Below are 15,858 nucleotides of genomic sequence, written 5' to 3'. Positions count from 1 at the left end.
CGAGCGGGCAAACATGCACAACATTCCTGGGGCGACACACACACTGGCGCAGTCGATTCGCGCCGCCGGCTGGTTATTCACGGGGTTGGCGGCGCTACCGTTGCCCAACGCATTCGCTGCCGAGAGCAGTGATCAGGAACCAACTCTCAAATCCGTGACCGTCACCGCCACGCGCCGCGAAGAGTCGCTGCAAAAAGTGCCGGTCGCGGTCTCGGTGATCGACGGCGAACAACTTGAGCGCGACAACCGCAACGGCGTGGCGAGCATCGTCCAGCAAGTGCCGTCGCTGAACTTCCGCACTGGCGCGTCGAACAAAGACACGTCTTTGTTCGTGCGCGGCGTCGGTACGATTTCCACCTCGCCGGGCGTCGAGCCGACCGTGGCGACGGTGATCGACGGCGTGGTGTATGCGCGTCCGGGGCAGTCCACGCTGGATCTGCTGGATCTGGAGCGCGTCGAAGTATTGCGTGGCCCGCAAGGCACGCTGTTCGGCAAAAACGCCTCGGCCGGTGTGCTCAACATCACCAGCAAGGCACCGACCGCCGAGACCCACGGCTACATCGATCAGTCGTACTACAGCGGTAACGAAAGCCGCACCCGTTTCGGCATTGGCGGCAGCCTGATTCCGGACACGTTGAAAGGCTCGATCAGTACGTTGTTCGGTACCTACGACGGTAACGTCGATAACAAACACAACGGTCAGGAGGTCAGCGGCTACAACCACCGCGGCGTGCGCGGCAAACTCGAATTCACCCCGAACGACGACGTCACCTTTACCCTGATCGCCGACTACATGCAGTCCCACGACGACGGCCCCAACGGCGTGGTCAGCAAGTCGCTGACCCCGGCCTTCGCCAACGCGCTGAGCCCGGTCAATGCGAGCAGCCACAACCGCGACATCAACACCGACACCCGCTCACACGTTGAGGACACCAACAAAGGTCTGTCCGGCCAGCTCGACTGGCAACTGGGCGATTACACCCTGACGTCGATCACCGCGTGGCGCGGCTGGGACAATACGCAGTATCAGGATGGCGACCGCCTCGGCACGGTGACGGCGGCGTTTCCCGGCACGGCGGACAAAGGTGATCTGGCCTTTGATCAGTACTCGCAGGAACTGCGCCTGGCTTCTCCAAAAGGTGAATTCCTTGAATACGTCGGCGGCCTGTTCTACATGCACGGCAAGGATGACGAGACCTATCAGCGCACATTGACCACGACAACGCGCACCGACCGTGGCGTCGCCAACTACAGCACGACCAGCGACAGTTACGCCGTGTTTGGCGAGAGCACGCTGAACTTCACCTCGGACTTTCGCGGCATCGCCGGCCTGCGCTACACCCACGATGATCTGGAATACGATCACCGCCGCGTCTCGACCTCGGCGACCACGGTCAGCGGCATTCAACCGGCCACCAGCAGTTCCGGTTCAGTGGACGAAGACGGCTGGTCCGGCCGCCTCGGCGTGCAGTACGACCTGAGCGATACGGTCACCACGTATCTGACCTACTCGCGCGGCTACAAAGGCCCGGCCTACAACGTGTTCTTCAACATGCAGCCGCGTGACACCGAAGCGCTGAAACCGGAGACCTCGAACACCTGGGAGGCGGGGATCAAAGCGACCAGCTGGAACAATCGCCTGACCACCAACCTGGCGGTGTTCCACAGCGACTACGATAACTATCAGGCGAACTTCTTCGACACCGTTGCCGGGCAAGTGGTGACGCGTCTTATCAACGCCGGCAGCGTCAGCACCGAAGGCGTCGAACTCGATTACGCCTTGCAGGCGACCCAGCAATTGAAGCTGTCCGGCGCGCTGGCCTACACCCGTGCGCGCATCGACGAATTCGCCTGCCCGGCAGGCGCGGCCGCGTCGTGCAACGTCAACGGCAAACCGCTGCCGTTCAGCCCTGACTGGAAAAGCTACGTGCGCGCCGACTACACCATCCCGCTGGATAACGGCCTGGATATCGAACTCGGCACCGACTACAGCTGGCAGAGCGAGGTGCAGTACGACATCAGCCAGAACGTTGACACCAAACAAGGCGCCTACGGTCTGTGGAACGCCAGCGTCGCCTTGGCCGATTACAGCAATGGCTGGCGCGTCGCGCTGCTGGGCAAGAACCTCACCGACAAGTCTTATTCGCCCCTGCTCGCCAGCGGCGGCAACTACATCTACCGCGCCGTTCCACGGGATGACGAGCGTTACTTTGGCGTGCAACTGCGCAAGGATTTCTGACGATGAGCAGACAGCTGAAACTCGGCGCATTTCTCATGGCCACCGGGCACCACGTGGCGGCATGGCGTCATCCGGAGGTGCCGGCCAACGCCGGCCTGGATTTCACCCACTACAAGCAACTGGCGCAGATTGCCGAGGCGGCGAAGTTCGATGCGTTATTTGTCGCTGACAGCGTTGCCGCGCCAACCCAGGACATCGCCAGTCGCATGGCACGCTCCGATCACTTTGAACCGCTGACGTTGCTCTCGGCGCTGAGTGCGGTGACAGAGCGCATCGGCCTGATCGCCACGGCGACCACCAGTTACAACGAGCCGTACCACGTGGCGCGCAAATTCGCTTCGCTCGATCACCTTTCGGCTGGGCGTGCAGGATGGAATCTGGTGACCTCGGACAACGCGGCCGAAGCGCTGAATTTCGGCCGAGATGAACATCTTGGGCATGCCGAACGCTACAGCCGTGCCCGCGAGTTTCATCAGGTGGTAACCGGGCTATGGGACAGTTGGGAGGATGATGCGTTTATTCGCGACAAGGCCATTGGCGCGTATTACGACCCTGGGAAATTGCATGTGCTGGATCACGCTGGCGAGCACTTCCGGGTCAAAGGCCCGCTGAACCTCGCGCGCTCGCCCCAGGGGCACCCGGTGATCGTTCAGGCCGGTTCTTCGCAGGCCGGGCGCGAACTGGCGGCGCAGACGGCTGAAGTGGTGTTCACCGCGCAGACTTCGTTGGCCAATGCCCAAGCGTTTTACGCCGACCTCAAAGCACGTTTGCCCAAGTACGGGCGCAGCGCTGACTCGCTGAAAATCATGCCCGGGGTTTTCGTCGTGGTCGGTCGCAGCGATGCCGAAGCGCAGGAAAAATGTGAAACGTTTCAGCAATTAGTCGAACCCGAGGTTGGCGTCGTGTTGCTTGGGCGTATGCTGGGCAACTTCGATTTGTCGAAGTACCCGCTGGACGGGCCGCTACCGGAATTACCGCTGACGGAAAGCGGTCAGCAGAGTCGGCAGAAATTGCTCACTGAACTGGCCGGGCGGGAGAACCTGACCCTCGCTGAACTGGGTCGCAAGATTGCGGGCGGGCGCGGGCATTACAGCCTGGTCGGTACGCCGGAGCAGATTGCTGATCGGTTGCAAGAGTGGTTCGAACAGGGCGCTGCGGATGGCTTCAACGTGCTGGTGCCACACCTGCCGGGCGGGCTCGAAGACTTCGTCAATGGCGTGGTCCCGGAACTGCAACGGCGTGGGCTGTTCAGAACCGAGTATGAGGGCCGGACCTTGCGCGAGAATCTGGGCCTGGTTCGCCCTGCAAATCGCTTCGCATGATTGATGGAGCTTTTGTGGCGAGGGAGCTTGTTCCCGCTGGGGTGCGAAGCAGCCCCAAAACCTGAAAACGCATTGCCTCAGGTACACCTTGCTGGATGGTTTGCGGTGGCTGCGCAACCGAGCGGGAGCAAGCTCCCTCGCCACAGGTTTGGTTTCACCCTCAATTTGCTGTTAATCAAACAAGAGAGGATTCGATGACTTACACCGCTGCCGAAAACCGCTACGACTCCATTCCTTACCGCCGCGTCGGCCGTAGCGGTCTGGTGCTGCCGGCGCTGTCGCTGGGCCTGTGGCACAACTTCGGCGACAGCACGCCGATCGACACCCAGCGTGCCTTGCTGCGCACCGCGTTCGACCTAGGGATCAACCACTTCGACCTGGCCAACAACTACGGCCCGCCGTACGGCAGCGCCGAGATCAATTTCGGTCGTTTGCTGCGCGAAGACTTCAAGCAGTACCGCGACGAATTGATCATCTCCAGCAAGGCTGGTTGGGACATGTGGCCCGGTCCTTACGGCCAGGGCGGCGGCTCGCGCAAATACGTGCTGGCCAGCCTCGACCAGAGCCTGCAACGCCTCGGTCTGGACTATGTGGATATCTTCTACTCGCACCGTTTCGACCCGGACACCCCACTGGAAGAAACCGCCAGCGCCCTCGCCACTGCGGTGCAACAGGGCAAGGCGTTGTACATCGGTATCTCGTCGTATTCCGGGGTGAAAACCCGTGAGATGGCGGCGCTGCTGAAAGAGTGGAAGGTGCCGTTGCTGATTCATCAGCCGGCGTACAACCTGCTCAATCGCTGGGTGGAAAAGGATTTGCTCGATACCACCGATGAACTCGGCACAGGCGTGATCGCGTTCACCCCGCTGGCGCAAGGTCTGCTCACCGACAAATACCTCAACGGCGTGCCGGCGGATGCGCGGGTCAATCGTCCGGGCGGTGGTTCGTTGCAGGCTTCGCATTTGTCCGACGCCAACATTGCTCATGTGCGGGCGTTGAACGAGATCGCCAAACGTCGCGGTCAAAGCCTGGCGCAACTGGCGCTGGCGTGGACGTTGCGGGATCCACGGGTGACTTCGGCACTGATCGGCGCGAGCCGGCCGGAGCAGATTATCGAGAACGTCGGGGCGTTGAAGAATCTGAGCTTCAGTGCAGAAGAACTGGCGGAGATTGACCGGTTTGCCCAAGAGGGCGGGATCAATCTTTGGGAGAAGCCTTCGACGGCGGAGTGAGTGACAGGCACCGGATATTCTGGCGCCTGAAACATCGCTATCGCCAGCAGGCTGGCTCCCACAGGTGGATTGCATTCCAATGTGGGAGCCAGCCTGCTGGCGATGAGGCCGGTAGCAGTAACAGAAAACTCAACGAAAAAACGGCACATCCCCCAACACCGTCGCCCGCTGCATCACCCGCCGTGCGGGGCGGTAATCGTCTACCGCGTAATGCTGGGTCACGCGGTTATCCCAGAACGCAATATCGTCTTTCTGCCAGCGCCAGCGAATGGTGAACTCCGGCCGCGTCGCGTGGGCCAACAGAAACTTCAGAATCGCCTCGCTCTCGGTTTCCGACAGCTCATTGATCTTCGATGTGAAACCTTCATTGACGAACAACGCGCGCCGCCCGCTGACCGGATGTGTACGGATCACCGGGTGCGACAGCGGTGGATTCTTGCGTCGTGCCTCTTCCCACTGCGCCAGCGCTTGCGGTGTGTTGCCATAGCGCTCCAGCGGAAACGAGCGAGTGAAATCGTGAGTCGCGGTCAGCCCTTCAAGCAAGCCTTTCATCGGCGCCGACAGCGCTTCGTACGCAGCAATCCCGCTGGCCCACAACGTGTCGCCGCCAAACTCCGGCAGCAGCTTGGCACTGAGCACCGCACCCATCGCAGGTGTCGGCAGGAAGGTCACGTCGGTGTGCCAGATCGCATTGTCGCGCACGTCGGTGACGGCGGTGTCGAGGATCAGCACCTCCGGTTGTTCCGGCACGTTCGGGTAGATCGGGTGAATATGCAGATCGCCGAAGTACGCGGCGAAACGCGCCTGTTGCGGCGGTTCGATTGGCTGGTTGCGGAAGAACAACACTTGATACTTGAGCAGCGCCTGCTCGATGGCATCGCGATGTTCCAGGTTCAACGGCTGGCTGATGTCGACGCCGCTGATCTGTGCGCCGAGGGCTGAGCTTAATGGGGTGATGTTAAGGCTGCTCATGGTCTTTCTCTTCAATTGCGGATAACCACCTCCCTGTAGGAGCTGCCGCAGGCTGCGATCTTTGATTTTGTTTTTAAGAAGATCAAGATCAAAAGATCGCAGCCTGCGGCAGCTCCTACAGGAGGTGATTCAAAAAATGCTTTAGTGGGCCTGGCCGTGCCATGGCACCAATTTGCGCTGCAGGGCGCGCAGGCCCATCTCCATGGCGAAGGCGATCAGGGCGATGACCAGAATCCCCAGCACCACCACATCGGTGACCAGGAACTGCGCGGCCGACTGCACCATGAAGCCCAAACCACTGGTGGCGGCAATCAGTTCGGCCGCAACCAGCGTCGACCAGCCAACCCCCAGACCAATGCGCACGCCGGTGAGAATGTCCGGCAGAGCGCTCGGCAAAATCACATGACGAATCAGCTGCACGCGAGTCGCGCCCAGCGACTGCGCCGCGCGCAATTTTGCTGGATCAACCGTACGCACACCGGTCGCGGTAGCGATGGCAATCGGCGCGAAAATCGCCAGGTAGATGAGCAGCACTTTCGACAATTCGCCGATGCCGCACCAGATCACGATCAGCGGCAGATAGGCCAACGGCGGGATAGGGCGATAGAACTCGATCAGCGGATCAAGCACGCCACGGGCGATGCGATTGGCGCCAATGGCAATGCCCACCGGCACGGCGGTCAAAATGGCGAAGCCGAGGCCCAGACCGATGCGGCTCAGACTCGCGCCGAGGTGCTGCCACAGCGTCGAATCCATGTACCCGGTGGTTGCCAGCAACCAGCCTTTTTGCAGCACGGCGGACGGTGGCGGCAGGAACAGCGGTTCGATCAAGCCGCTGGCGGCGACCGCCCACCAGATGGCCAACAATGCAAACAACGTCAGCAAGCTGATCCAGCGTGTGCTGAGGCTGCGGCGTACGGGAATGACCGCCGAAGCGCTGACCGGTTTTACCGCAGCCGAGGAAACGTCGTAACTGCTCATGCGCGCTCCTGCCGTTGCACGGCGCTGCGTTGCGAGAACACTTTGCTCAGCACGTGCTCGCGGGTTTCGATAAAACGCGGATCGGATTTGATCGCCCGGGCGGACTCGCCAGCGGCATAACGCTGACCGAAATCCAGGTGCAGACGCTCAACGATCTGCCCCGGATTCGGCGCGAGCAGAATCAGGTCAGTGGCGAGGAATACCGCTTCTTCGATGTCGTGGGTAATCAGAAAAACCGGTTTGGCGGTGCGCTGCCAGACTTGCAGCAGCAGCTCCTGCATCTGCTCGCGAGTGAATGCGTCGAGGGCACCGAAAGGCTCATCCATCAGCAACACGCGCGGGTCGGCGGCGAGGGCGCGGGCGAGGCCAACACGTTGTTTCTGGCCCCCGGAGAGTTGCCAGATACGACGGTTTTCGAAACCGGAGAGATCAACCAGCGCGAGCATTTCACGGGCGATCTTTTCGCGTTTTTCCCTGGCGACACCGGCCAGTTCCAGACCGAACGCAACGTTGGCCAACACGTCCTGCCAAGGCAGCAGAGCGTCGTCCTGGAACACCACGCCACGTTCGGCGCCCGGACCTTTGACCGGCACGCCGTCGAGGGTGATGCGCCCGGCGCTCGGTTCGACGAAGCCGGCAATCAGGTTCAACAGCGAAGTCTTGCCACTGCCGGACGGGCCGAGGGCCACCAGCAATTGCTGAGGCCCCAGGGTCAGAGAAATATCCGCCAGCACCGGTGTCGGGCTGCCCGGGTACTGTGCGCTGATGCGCTCCAGCTGTAGCAAGGCCATCGCGGTTAACTCCCGATCAGTTGGTGATGTATTTGGCGCTGACGTACGGCGCGTAGTCCGGCAGAACCGCTTCGACCTTGCCTTGCTCCTTGAGGAACGCGGCGGTGTCGGTGATGGCTTTGGTGGTCGGCGCGCCGAGGCTGACGACCTGGTCCGCCGCCAGCGGGTAGACGTTGCCTTGCAGCAACAGCGGAATGTCGCTGGCCTTGGCGCCGGAGAGTTTCACCAGTTTGTCGACGTTGGATTGATCGGCGAGCCAGGCTTTCGGGTCTTTGCGGTAGTCGGCGTAGGCGTCGAGGGTGACCTTGGCGAACGCGGTGACGATTTCCGGGTGTTTCTCGGCGAAGTCTTTGCGCACGATCCACGCATCGAAGGTTGGCGCGCCAAACTTGGCCAGTTCGCCGGACGTGATCAGCACCTTGCCATTTTCTTTGGCGACGCCCAGCGCCGGATCCCAAACGTAGGTGGCGTCGATGTCACCGCGTTTCCACGCGGCAATGATCGCTGGCGGGGCGAGGTTGAGCACGGTGACTTTCGACGGGTCGATGTTCCAGTGCTTCAGTGCGGCGAGCAGGCTGTAGTGACCGGTGGACACGAACGGCACGGCGATTTTCTTGCCGATCAGATCCTGCGGGGTCTTGATCCCGGAACCGTCGCGGGCGACCAGTGCTTCGGCGGCGCCGATCTGGGTGGCGATAAGGAAAGTTTCGACCGGGACTTTGCGGGTGATCGCGGCGGTCAACGGGCTCGAGCCGAGGTAGCCGATCTGCACATCACCGGAAGCGATGGCGGCAATGATATCGGCGCCGTTGTCGAACTTGCGCCAGGCGATATCGGCTTTGGTGGCTTTTTCGTAAGCACCGTCGGCCTGGGCGACTTTCGCCGGGTCAACAGTGGTTTGGTAGGCGACGGTGAGGTCGGCGGCCTGAGTCAGAACGCTTGCGGCAGCCAACGAGGCCACGGCCAGCAGGCGAAGCGGGAAATTCAGTTTCATTGAACAGCTCCATATCAGGCGACCGAGCGTCGGCGTGAAAGGAGACTAAATGATCTAAGAATCAGTAAATAAATAACTTTTTAGAATGAGCTTATGAGCGGAAAAATCTAAGGATCAAAAGATCGCAGCCTCCGGCAGCTCCTACATGGGATAGGCGTTCACCCTGTAGGAGCTGCCGAAGGCTGCGATCTTTTTTATCGACAACGCTTAGTTACTGATCGCCAGAATACTCGCCTGATACGACCCGACAAACACGTCGAAATCGCCCACCTCGTTCTGCTCAAGCTCAGCCTGCGCTGCCAGAGAAGTACGCGCCAGCTCTTCAAACTTCGCCTGCTCATCCGCCGCCAATGGCTCGCTGCGGAAAAACTCGGCATGGGCCTGGCTCTGACGCAGCGAGAACTGCGCAAAGCTTTCCTTGTGCTCGGCCATCGCCGCCAAAACCTGCGCGGACGGTGTCAGGGACGGGTCGCTGACCTTGGCCAGTTGCGCGTCCAGCGCCTTGCTGTGGGCATCGCCGCCATGGCTTTGATCCAGCAACGCCGCCAGTGGGGCGATTTGCTCCAGCAGTTCGGCCGCCCAGGTCTTCATCTCGACCGGCTGACCGTCACGCTGCAATTGCAGGCCCGGACGTCGACCTTCCTTGACCACACTGAGGAAGTTCGACGTCGCGTTGCCGCACGAAGTGTTGGTCAGCAACGGACTGTCGTTCAGCGCGCAGTACAGCAGGAAGGCGTCGAGGAAGCGCGACTCGGTGAGGTCAATGCCCATCGGCAGGAACGGGTTGATGTCCAGGCAACGCACTTCAACGTACTGAATGCCACGGGCCACCAGTGCCTGAATCGGCCGCTCGCCGGTGTAGGTCACGCGTTTCGGGCGGATGTTGGAGTAGTACTCGTTTTCGATCTGCAGGATGTTGGTGTTGAGCTGCACCCACTCGCCATCCTTGTGCGTGCCGACTTCCACGTACGGCGCGTATGGCGTGGCCACGGCTTTACGCAGGCTGTCGGTATAGCTCGACAGATCGTTGTAGCACGGCGTCAGACCGGCCTGGGCGTTGCTCTGGTAACCGAGGTCGCTCATGCGCAGGCTGGTGGCGTACGGCAGGTACAGGGTGTCGGGATCGAGTTGTTCCAGCTGATGCGAACGGCCGCGCAGGAAGCCTGCGTCCAGCGCCGGCGAGGCACCGAACAGGTACATCAGCAGCCAGCTGTAACGGCGGAAGTTGCGGATCAGGGCGATGTAGGACGTCGACTGGAAATCGCGGTCAGTGCCGACAAAACCTTCGGTTTCGCGCAGCAGTGGCCAGAGCTTTTCCGGCAGGGAGAAGTTGTAGTGAATCCCGGCAATGCACTGCATGGTCTTGCCATAACGCAGGGCCAGACCCTTGCGGTAGACGTACTTGAGTTGACCAATGTTGGAAGTGCCGTAATAGGCGATCGGGATGTCTTCCTCGGCCGGCAACGGGCACGGCATCGATGGACTCCACAGGTACTCGTTGCCGAGCTTGCTGTAGGCAAAACGGTGAATCTTGTCCAGGCTCGCCAGAGTGTCAGCCGGATCCGGCAGGGCGGGCGTGATGAATTCCAGCAGCGACTCGGAGTAGTCGGTGGTGATTTGTTCATTGGTCAGCGCGGAACCCAAGGCTTCGGGGTGCGGCGTTTGCGCCAGTCGACCCTCGCTGGTCACGCGCAGGCATTCACGTTCGATACCGTGAAGGCACTGTTCGAGCAGAGAGAGGTTGGCGCGCTCACCGAGCAGAGCCAGGCGGCGGTTGAGAAGTTCGCTCAATTTGGATTCCTTCACGCGTCAGTCGCCCCAATATGGGGGTGGGCAGGACGGTCTACAAGGGTGAAGTTGAAACTGGCGTTTTCGCCTGGTTTTACTAGCCGGTCAGCCGCACACATAACCTGTAGGAGCTGCCGCAGATCTGCGATCTTTTGATCTTGCTGTTGGAAAACAAAATCAAAAGATCGCAGCCTGCGGCAGCTCCTACAGGATTCATTGCGCCGAAATTAACTCAAAATGATGATCAACATCTACAGGACAGCGAACGTGCCTTGCGCTTTTGCGACCAGTTTGTCGCCCTGCATCACGTCGGCTTCGACCACCAAAGTACGGCGGCCCGGGTGAATCACCCGCGCCGTGCACAGCACCTCACCGTCGGAAACGGCGCGGATATAGTTGATCTTGCACTCGATGGTCGCGCTCTGCTGATCGAAGCCGTGGGTGCTGGAACAGGCCAGCCCCATGGCGATGTCGACCAGACTGAACAGCGCGCCACCGTGCAATTTGCCGCCGCGATTGCGCAGTTCCGGCTCCAGCACCAGGGCGACTTGCGCCACCCCGGTTTCCAGGCTGTGCAGGCGGCAGCCCAACAGCTTGAAAAACGCGCTCTCGACGAGCCCGGCCGGAATCTCCATCAGCGTTTCTTCAACTGCTTGGCGTTGGCGAACAGCGAAGCCATCGCATTGTTCACCGGCGCTGCGGTCGCGGTTTCCTTGCGTGGCGCGTTGTTCGAAGGCTGGCGTTGCGCCGATCCTGGACGCGAACCACGGGCACCGTCGATCTTCTCGCCCGGGGTGTCGCCCATACGCATCGACAGGCCGACGCGTTTACGCGGGATGTCGACTTCCATGACCTTCACTTTCACCACGTCGCCGGCCTTCACCGCTTCCCGCGGATCCTTGATGAACTTCTCCGACAGCGCTGAGATGTGCACCAGACCGTCCTGATGCACGCCGATGTCGACGAATGCACCGAACGCGGTCACGTTGGTGACGACGCCTTCGAGGATCATCCCCAGTTGCAGGTCTTTAAGGTCTTCAACACCTTCCTGGAACTCGGCAGTCTTGAATTCTGGACGCGGGTCGCGGCCCGGTTTTTCCAGTTCTTGAAGGATGTCGGTGACGGTAGGCAGGCCGAAGGTCTCGTCGGTGAATTTCTTCGGATCCAGACGCTTGAGGAACGCGGCATCGCCGATCAGCGAGCGAATGTCACGGTCGGTTTCAGCGGCAATGCGCTGCACCAGCGGATAGGCTTCCGGGTGGACGGCCGAAGAATCCAGCGGGTTGTCGCCGTTCATTACGCGCAGGAAGCCGGCTGCCTGTTCGAAGGTTTTTTCGCCCAGACGCGCGACTTTCTTCAGTGCTGCGCGGGTTTTGAACGCGCCGTGTTCGTCACGGTGCGTCACGATGTTCTGCGCCAGCGTCGCATTGAGGCCGGAGATACGGGCCAGCAGCGCCACCGAAGCGGTGTTCACGTCAACGCCAACGGCGTTCACGCAATCCTCGACCACAGCATCCAGGCCGCGCGCCAGTTTCAGCTGCGAAACGTCGTGCTGGTACTGGCCGACACCGATGGATTTCGGATCGATCTTCACCAGTTCTGCCAGTGGATCCTGCAAGCGGCGGGCGATGGACACCGCGCCACGGATCGACACGTCCAGATCCGGGAACTCCTTAGCCGCCAGTTCCGACGCCGAGTACACCGATGCGCCAGCTTCGGAGACCATGACTTTGGTCATCTTCATGGCTGGATATTTTTTGATCAGCTCGATCGCCAGTTTGTCGGTTTCGCGGCTGGCGGTGCCGTTGCCGATGGCGATCAGGTCAACCGAGTGCTTGGCGCACAGAGCGGCCAGAATGGCGATGGTCTGATCCCACTTGTTGTGCGGCACGTGCGGGTAAACCGTGGCGTGATCGAGCAGTTTGCCGGTGGAGTCGACCACTGCCACTTTGCAACCGGTACGCAGGCCCGGGTCGAGGCCTAGGGTTGCGCGCGGGCCGGCCGGCGCGGCCAGCAGCAAGTCGTGCAGGTTGTGCGCGAACACGTTGATCGCTTCGGTTTCGGCGCCGTCACGCAGCTCGCCGAGCAAGTCGGTTTCCAGGTGCGTGTAGAGCTTGACCTTCCACGTCCAGCGCACCACTTCGCCGAGCCATTTGTCGGCCGGGCGGTTCTGGTTCTGGATGTTGAATTGCTGACCGATCATGCCTTCGCACGGGTGCATGGTGCCCGGCAGTTCGTCGCCGACTTTCAGCGCGGAACTGAGAATGCCTTCGTTGCGGCCACGGAAAATCGCCAGTGCGCGGTGCGACGGCATGCTTTTCAGTGGCTCGTCGTGTTCGAAGTAGTCGCGGAATTTGGCGCCTTCTTCTTCCTTGCCGGCGATGACGCGGGCACTGAGGGTCGCTTCCTGCTTCAGGTAATTGCGCAGTTTTTCCAGCAGGCTGGCGTCTTCGGCGAAGCGCTCCATCAGGATGTACTTGGCGCCTTCCAGCGCTGCCTTCACATCGGCCACGCCTTTTTCCGCGTCGACGAAGCGTGCGGCTTCGGTTTCCGGGGTCAGGTTCGGGTCGTTGAACAGCCCATCAGCCAGCTCGCCGAGGCCGGCTTCCAGGGCGATCTGGCCCTTGGTGCGGCGCTTCTGTTTGTACGGCAGGTACAAGTCTTCGAGGCGGGTTTTGGTGTCGGCGAGTTTGATGTCGCGCTCAAGGGCTGGGGTGAGTTTGCCTTGCTCTTCGATGCTGGCGAGGATGCTGATGCGCCGTTCGTCGAGTTCTCGCAGGTAGCGCAGACGCTCTTCCAGATGACGCAACTGGGTGTCATCGAGGCTGCCGGTGACTTCTTTCCGGTAACGGGCGATGAAGGGAACGGTAGAGCCTTCATCGAGTAGCGCGACGGCCGCTTCGACCTGTTGTGGGCGTACACCGAGTTCCTCGGCAATGCGGCTGTTGATGCTGTCCATAAAACCACCTGACATATTGTGAAAGCAGGCTCGCAGGCACGGAAATAAAGGCCCGGAGTCTGGTTGAGCGGCTAGAAAATTGCCGCTGCCTGGGTCAAAAGGCAGCCCGTTGACCCGTGAAATCGAACAATTACTGCGTGCGGCTGGAAAAAAAGCCTGCCACCTGCGGTAACGATTCAGACGTTGCCTGGCACAAAACGCCGCGCATTATAACCAGCGTTCTGTCATTCGGGGGCGTTGCAGTCTGTAGGCATAAACCCCGGTTTTCTGGCAGTGAAGGAAAAATCTGCTAACAATGCACACGGTGCGTATAACGACAGCTACGCCATAATGCGCGCCGAGCTAAAAGGAGCATCTAATGAGCAGCACTGCACAAACTGCTGAAGGCGAAAAAATTCTCATCGTTGACGATGATCCGGGCCTAAGCAGCCTGCTGGAACGTTTTTTCGTCAGCAAGGGCTACCGTGCCCGTACCGTACCCAATACAGAGCAGATGGATCGTCTGCTGTCGCGTGAAGTCTTCAATCTGGTCGTCCTCGACCTGATGCTGCCCGGCGAAGACGGTCTGACTGCTTGCCGCCGCCTGCGTGGCGCGAACAACCAGATTCCGATCATCATGCTCACTGCCAAAGGCGATGAGTTGAGCCGCATCAAGGGTCTGGAACTGGGCGCCGACGATTATCTGGCCAAACCATTCAACCCGGACGAGCTGATGGCCCGGGTCAAAGCCGTCCTGCGCCGTCAGGCCGCACCGGTACCGGGCGCGCCGGGCAGTGAAGACGAAAATGTCACCTTCGGTGATTACGTGTTGTCACTGGCCACTCGCGAGCTGAAACGCGGCGAAGAAGTGCACATGCTCACCACTGGTGAGTTTGCGGTACTCAAGGCCTTGGTGATGAACGCGCGTCAGCCGCTGACTCGCGACAAGCTGATGAACCTGGCCCGTGGCCGCGAGTGGGATGCCCTTGAGCGTTCCATCGACGTGCAGATTTCCCGTCTGCGCCGCATGATCGAGCCTGATCCGTCGAAGCCACGGTATATCCAGACTGTCTGGGGCGTGGGCTACGTGTTCGTACCCGATGGTGCTGCCACCAAGTGATCGGTGATTTGTAGGAGCGGGTCTGCAGGTCTTGGTCGAACGGCCATGCCCGCAGACTCGCAATCCGCAATATGCGAGCATGGCTCGCTCCTGCAAGTGTGTAGCGGTTATAGATGAAAACCCCCGTCTGGTTCCCCCAAAGTTTTTTCTCCCGCACCCTCTGGCTGGTGCTCATCGTCGTGCTGTTTTCCAAAGCGCTGACCCTGGTTTATCTGTTGATGAACGAGGACGTGCTGGTGGACCGCCAATACAGCCACGGCGTCGCCCTGACGCTGCGTGCCTATTGGGCCGCTGACGAAGAAAACCGCGCGAAGATCGCTGATGCCGCGACCCTGATCCGGGTGGTCGGCGCCGGTGTGCCGGAAGGTGAGCAGCACTGGCCGTACAGCGAAATCTACCAGCGGCAGATGCAGGCGGAGCTGGGCGCCGATACCGAAGTGCGTTTGCGCATGCATTCGCCGCCGGCATTGTGGGTGCGTGCGCCGAGCCTCGGTGATGGCTGGCTGAAGGTGCCGTTGTATCCGCACCCGTTGCGCGGCCAGAAAATCTGGAACGTGCTCGGCTGGTTCCTCGCCATCGGCTTGTTGTCGACGGCGTCTGCATGGATTTTCGTCAGCCAGCTCAACCAGCCATTGAAACGCTTGGTCTACGCCGCCCGGCAACTCGGTCAGGGCCGCAGCGTGCGGCTGCCGATCAGCGACACGCCGAGCGAAATGACCGAGGTCTATCGCGCCTTCAACCAGATGGCCGAAGACGTCGAACAGGCCGGACGCGAGCGCGAATTGATGCTGGCCGGTGTGTCCCATGACTTGCGCACACCATTGACCCGATTGCGCCTGTCGCTGGAGTTGATGGGCGATCGCAATGACTTGACCGATGACATGGTCCGCGACATCGAAGACATGGACGCGATTCTCGACCAGTTCCTCGCGTTTATTCGCGATGGTCGCGACGAGTCTGTGGAAGAGGTGGATCTCAGCGATCTGGTGCGCGAAGTGGCTGCGCCGTACAACCAGAATGAAGAGCGGGTGCGTTTGCGTCTGGAGCCGATCCAGCCGTTTCCGTTGCGTCGGGTGTCGATGAAGCGGTTGCTCAACAACCTGATCGGCAACGCCTTGAACCATGCCGGTGGCAGCGTTGAGGTCGCAGCTTATGTGTCCGGTGACGTCAGTGCGCCGTATGTGGTGCTGAGCGTGATGGACCGTGGCGCGGGTATCGATCCTTCGGAGCTTGAGGCGATTTTCAACCCGTTCACCCGAGGCGATCGTGCCCGCGGTGGCAAAGGCACAGGCCTGGGCCTGGCGATCGTGAAGCGGATTGCTTCGATGCATGGCGGCAATGTCGAACTGCGCAACCGCTCCGGAGGCGGATTGGAGGCGCGGGTGCGGTTGCCGTTGGGGTTGATGTTGCCGCGTGATGCTGTTTAAGCGCTGAGATCTTCAATAGGGCGGATGGCCCCTTCGCGAGCACGCTCGCTCCCA

General features: G+C 60.7%; 12 protein-coding genes. 5 read left to right on the top strand and 7 right to left on the bottom strand.

The annotated features are described in order from the left end of the window. Window positions 1–13 precede the first annotated feature (13 nt). The 3 genes from BK670_RS08890 to mgrA all read left to right on the top strand — a co-directional run bounded on the left by BK670_RS08890 (window position 14) and on the right by mgrA (window position 4,793). A complete protein-coding gene (locus tag BK670_RS08890; RefSeq protein ID WP_123449467.1) occupies window positions 14–2,239 on the top strand; it encodes a TonB-dependent receptor in 2,226 nt (741 codons plus the stop codon). Between the two features lie 2 nt (window positions 2,240–2,241). Further along, window positions 2,242–3,561, top strand: a complete 1,320-nt coding sequence (locus BK670_RS08885) for an LLM class flavin-dependent oxidoreductase (RefSeq protein WP_123449466.1) — start codon at window positions 2,242–2,244, stop codon at window positions 3,559–3,561. 194 nt (window positions 3,562–3,755) lie between these two features. Further along, the gene (mgrA, locus tag BK670_RS08875) at window positions 3,756–4,793 is read left to right on the top strand and encodes an L-glyceraldehyde 3-phosphate reductase (RefSeq protein WP_123449464.1); all 1,038 of its coding nucleotides are present in this window, start codon (window positions 3,756–3,758) and stop codon (window positions 4,791–4,793) included. Window positions 4,794–4,922: 129 nt separating this feature from the next. On the opposite strand, the gene tauD is transcribed toward mgrA, so the two are convergent. From tauD to BK670_RS08840, 7 genes are all read right to left on the bottom strand, one after another. Then, entirely contained in the window at window positions 4,923–5,765 is an 843-nt protein-coding gene (gene tauD, locus BK670_RS08870; protein WP_123449463.1) for a taurine dioxygenase, read from the bottom strand. Between the two features lie 141 nt (window positions 5,766–5,906). After that, window positions 5,907–6,746, bottom strand: coding sequence for a taurine ABC transporter permease TauC (gene tauC, locus BK670_RS08865; protein WP_123449462.1), 840 nt, complete (start codon window positions 6,744–6,746; stop codon window positions 5,907–5,909). Next, window positions 6,743–7,537 (bottom strand): taurine ABC transporter ATP-binding subunit, encoded by a 795-nt coding sequence (gene tauB, locus BK670_RS08860; protein WP_123449461.1) that lies wholly within the window; start codon window positions 7,535–7,537, stop codon window positions 6,743–6,745. Before tauB ends, tauC begins: the two co-directional genes overlap by 4 nt. Before the next feature lie 16 nt (window positions 7,538–7,553). Beyond that, a complete protein-coding gene (tauA, locus tag BK670_RS08855) occupies window positions 7,554–8,531 on the bottom strand; it encodes a taurine ABC transporter substrate-binding protein (protein ID WP_123449460.1) in 978 nt (325 codons plus the stop codon). 207 nt (window positions 8,532–8,738) lie between these two features. Continuing rightward, the gene (gene gshA / locus BK670_RS08850) at window positions 8,739–10,322 is read right to left on the bottom strand and encodes a glutamate--cysteine ligase (protein ID WP_123449459.1); all 1,584 of its coding nucleotides are present in this window, start codon (window positions 10,320–10,322) and stop codon (window positions 8,739–8,741) included. Between the two features lie 248 nt (window positions 10,323–10,570). After that, a complete protein-coding gene (locus BK670_RS08845) occupies window positions 10,571–10,954 on the bottom strand; it encodes a PaaI family thioesterase (RefSeq protein WP_007917925.1) in 384 nt (127 codons plus the stop codon). Continuing rightward, window positions 10,954–13,278, bottom strand: a complete 2,325-nt coding sequence (locus tag BK670_RS08840) for a Tex family protein (protein WP_123449458.1) — start codon at window positions 13,276–13,278, stop codon at window positions 10,954–10,956. The genes BK670_RS08845 and BK670_RS08840 overlap by 1 nt, the downstream gene beginning before the upstream one ends. A 358-nt stretch (window positions 13,279–13,636) precedes the next feature. On the opposite strand from BK670_RS08840, the gene ompR reads away from it, so the two are divergent. Further along, window positions 13,637–14,377, top strand: coding sequence for an osmolarity response regulator transcription factor OmpR (gene ompR / locus BK670_RS08835; protein ID WP_034151877.1), 741 nt, complete (start codon window positions 13,637–13,639; stop codon window positions 14,375–14,377). A 113-nt stretch (window positions 14,378–14,490) separates the two neighbouring features. Next, window positions 14,491–15,804 carry an ATP-binding protein gene (locus BK670_RS08830; RefSeq protein ID WP_123449457.1) on the top strand — a complete coding sequence of 438 codons (1,314 nt, stop codon included), beginning with the start codon at window positions 14,491–14,493 and terminating at the stop codon, window positions 15,802–15,804. Window positions 15,805–15,858: the final 54 nt, after the last annotated feature.

The sequence above is a fragment of the Pseudomonas fluorescens genome (assembly GCF_003732425.1).
In the GTDB taxonomy this organism is placed as follows: Bacteria; Pseudomonadota; Gammaproteobacteria; order Pseudomonadales; family Pseudomonadaceae; genus Aquipseudomonas; species Aquipseudomonas fluorescens_BE.
Note: the sequence above shows the minus strand (reverse complement) of the source record. Positions and strands in the feature narration are given on the sequence as shown.

Excerpts from the sequence above, each read along its gene's own strand:
- BK670_RS08890 (WP_123449467.1), top strand. The coding sequence starts at position 14 with ATGCACAACATTCCTGGGGCGACACACACACTGGCGCAGTCGATTCGC.
- BK670_RS08885 (WP_123449466.1), top strand. The coding sequence starts at position 2,242 with ATGAGCAGACAGCTGAAACTCGGCGCATTTCTCATGGCCACCGGGCAC.
- mgrA (WP_123449464.1), top strand. The coding sequence starts at position 3,756 with ATGACTTACACCGCTGCCGAAAACCGCTACGACTCCATTCCTTACCGC.
- tauD (WP_123449463.1), bottom strand. The coding sequence starts at position 5,765 with ATGAGCAGCCTTAACATCACCCCATTAAGCTCAGCCCTCGGCGCACAG.
- tauC (WP_123449462.1), bottom strand. The coding sequence starts at position 6,746 with ATGAGCAGTTACGACGTTTCCTCGGCTGCGGTAAAACCGGTCAGCGCT.
- tauB (WP_123449461.1), bottom strand. The coding sequence starts at position 7,537 with ATGGCCTTGCTACAGCTGGAGCGCATCAGCGCACAGTACCCGGGCAGC.
- tauA (WP_123449460.1), bottom strand. The coding sequence starts at position 8,531 with ATGAAACTGAATTTCCCGCTTCGCCTGCTGGCCGTGGCCTCGTTGGCT.
- BK670_RS08845 (WP_007917925.1), bottom strand. The coding sequence starts at position 10,954 with ATGGAGATTCCGGCCGGGCTCGTCGAGAGCGCGTTTTTCAAGCTGTTG.
- BK670_RS08840 (WP_123449458.1), bottom strand. The coding sequence starts at position 13,278 with ATGGACAGCATCAACAGCCGCATTGCCGAGGAACTCGGTGTACGCCCA.
- ompR (WP_034151877.1), top strand. The coding sequence starts at position 13,637 with ATGAGCAGCACTGCACAAACTGCTGAAGGCGAAAAAATTCTCATCGTT.
- BK670_RS08830 (WP_123449457.1), top strand. The coding sequence starts at position 14,491 with ATGAAAACCCCCGTCTGGTTCCCCCAAAGTTTTTTCTCCCGCACCCTC.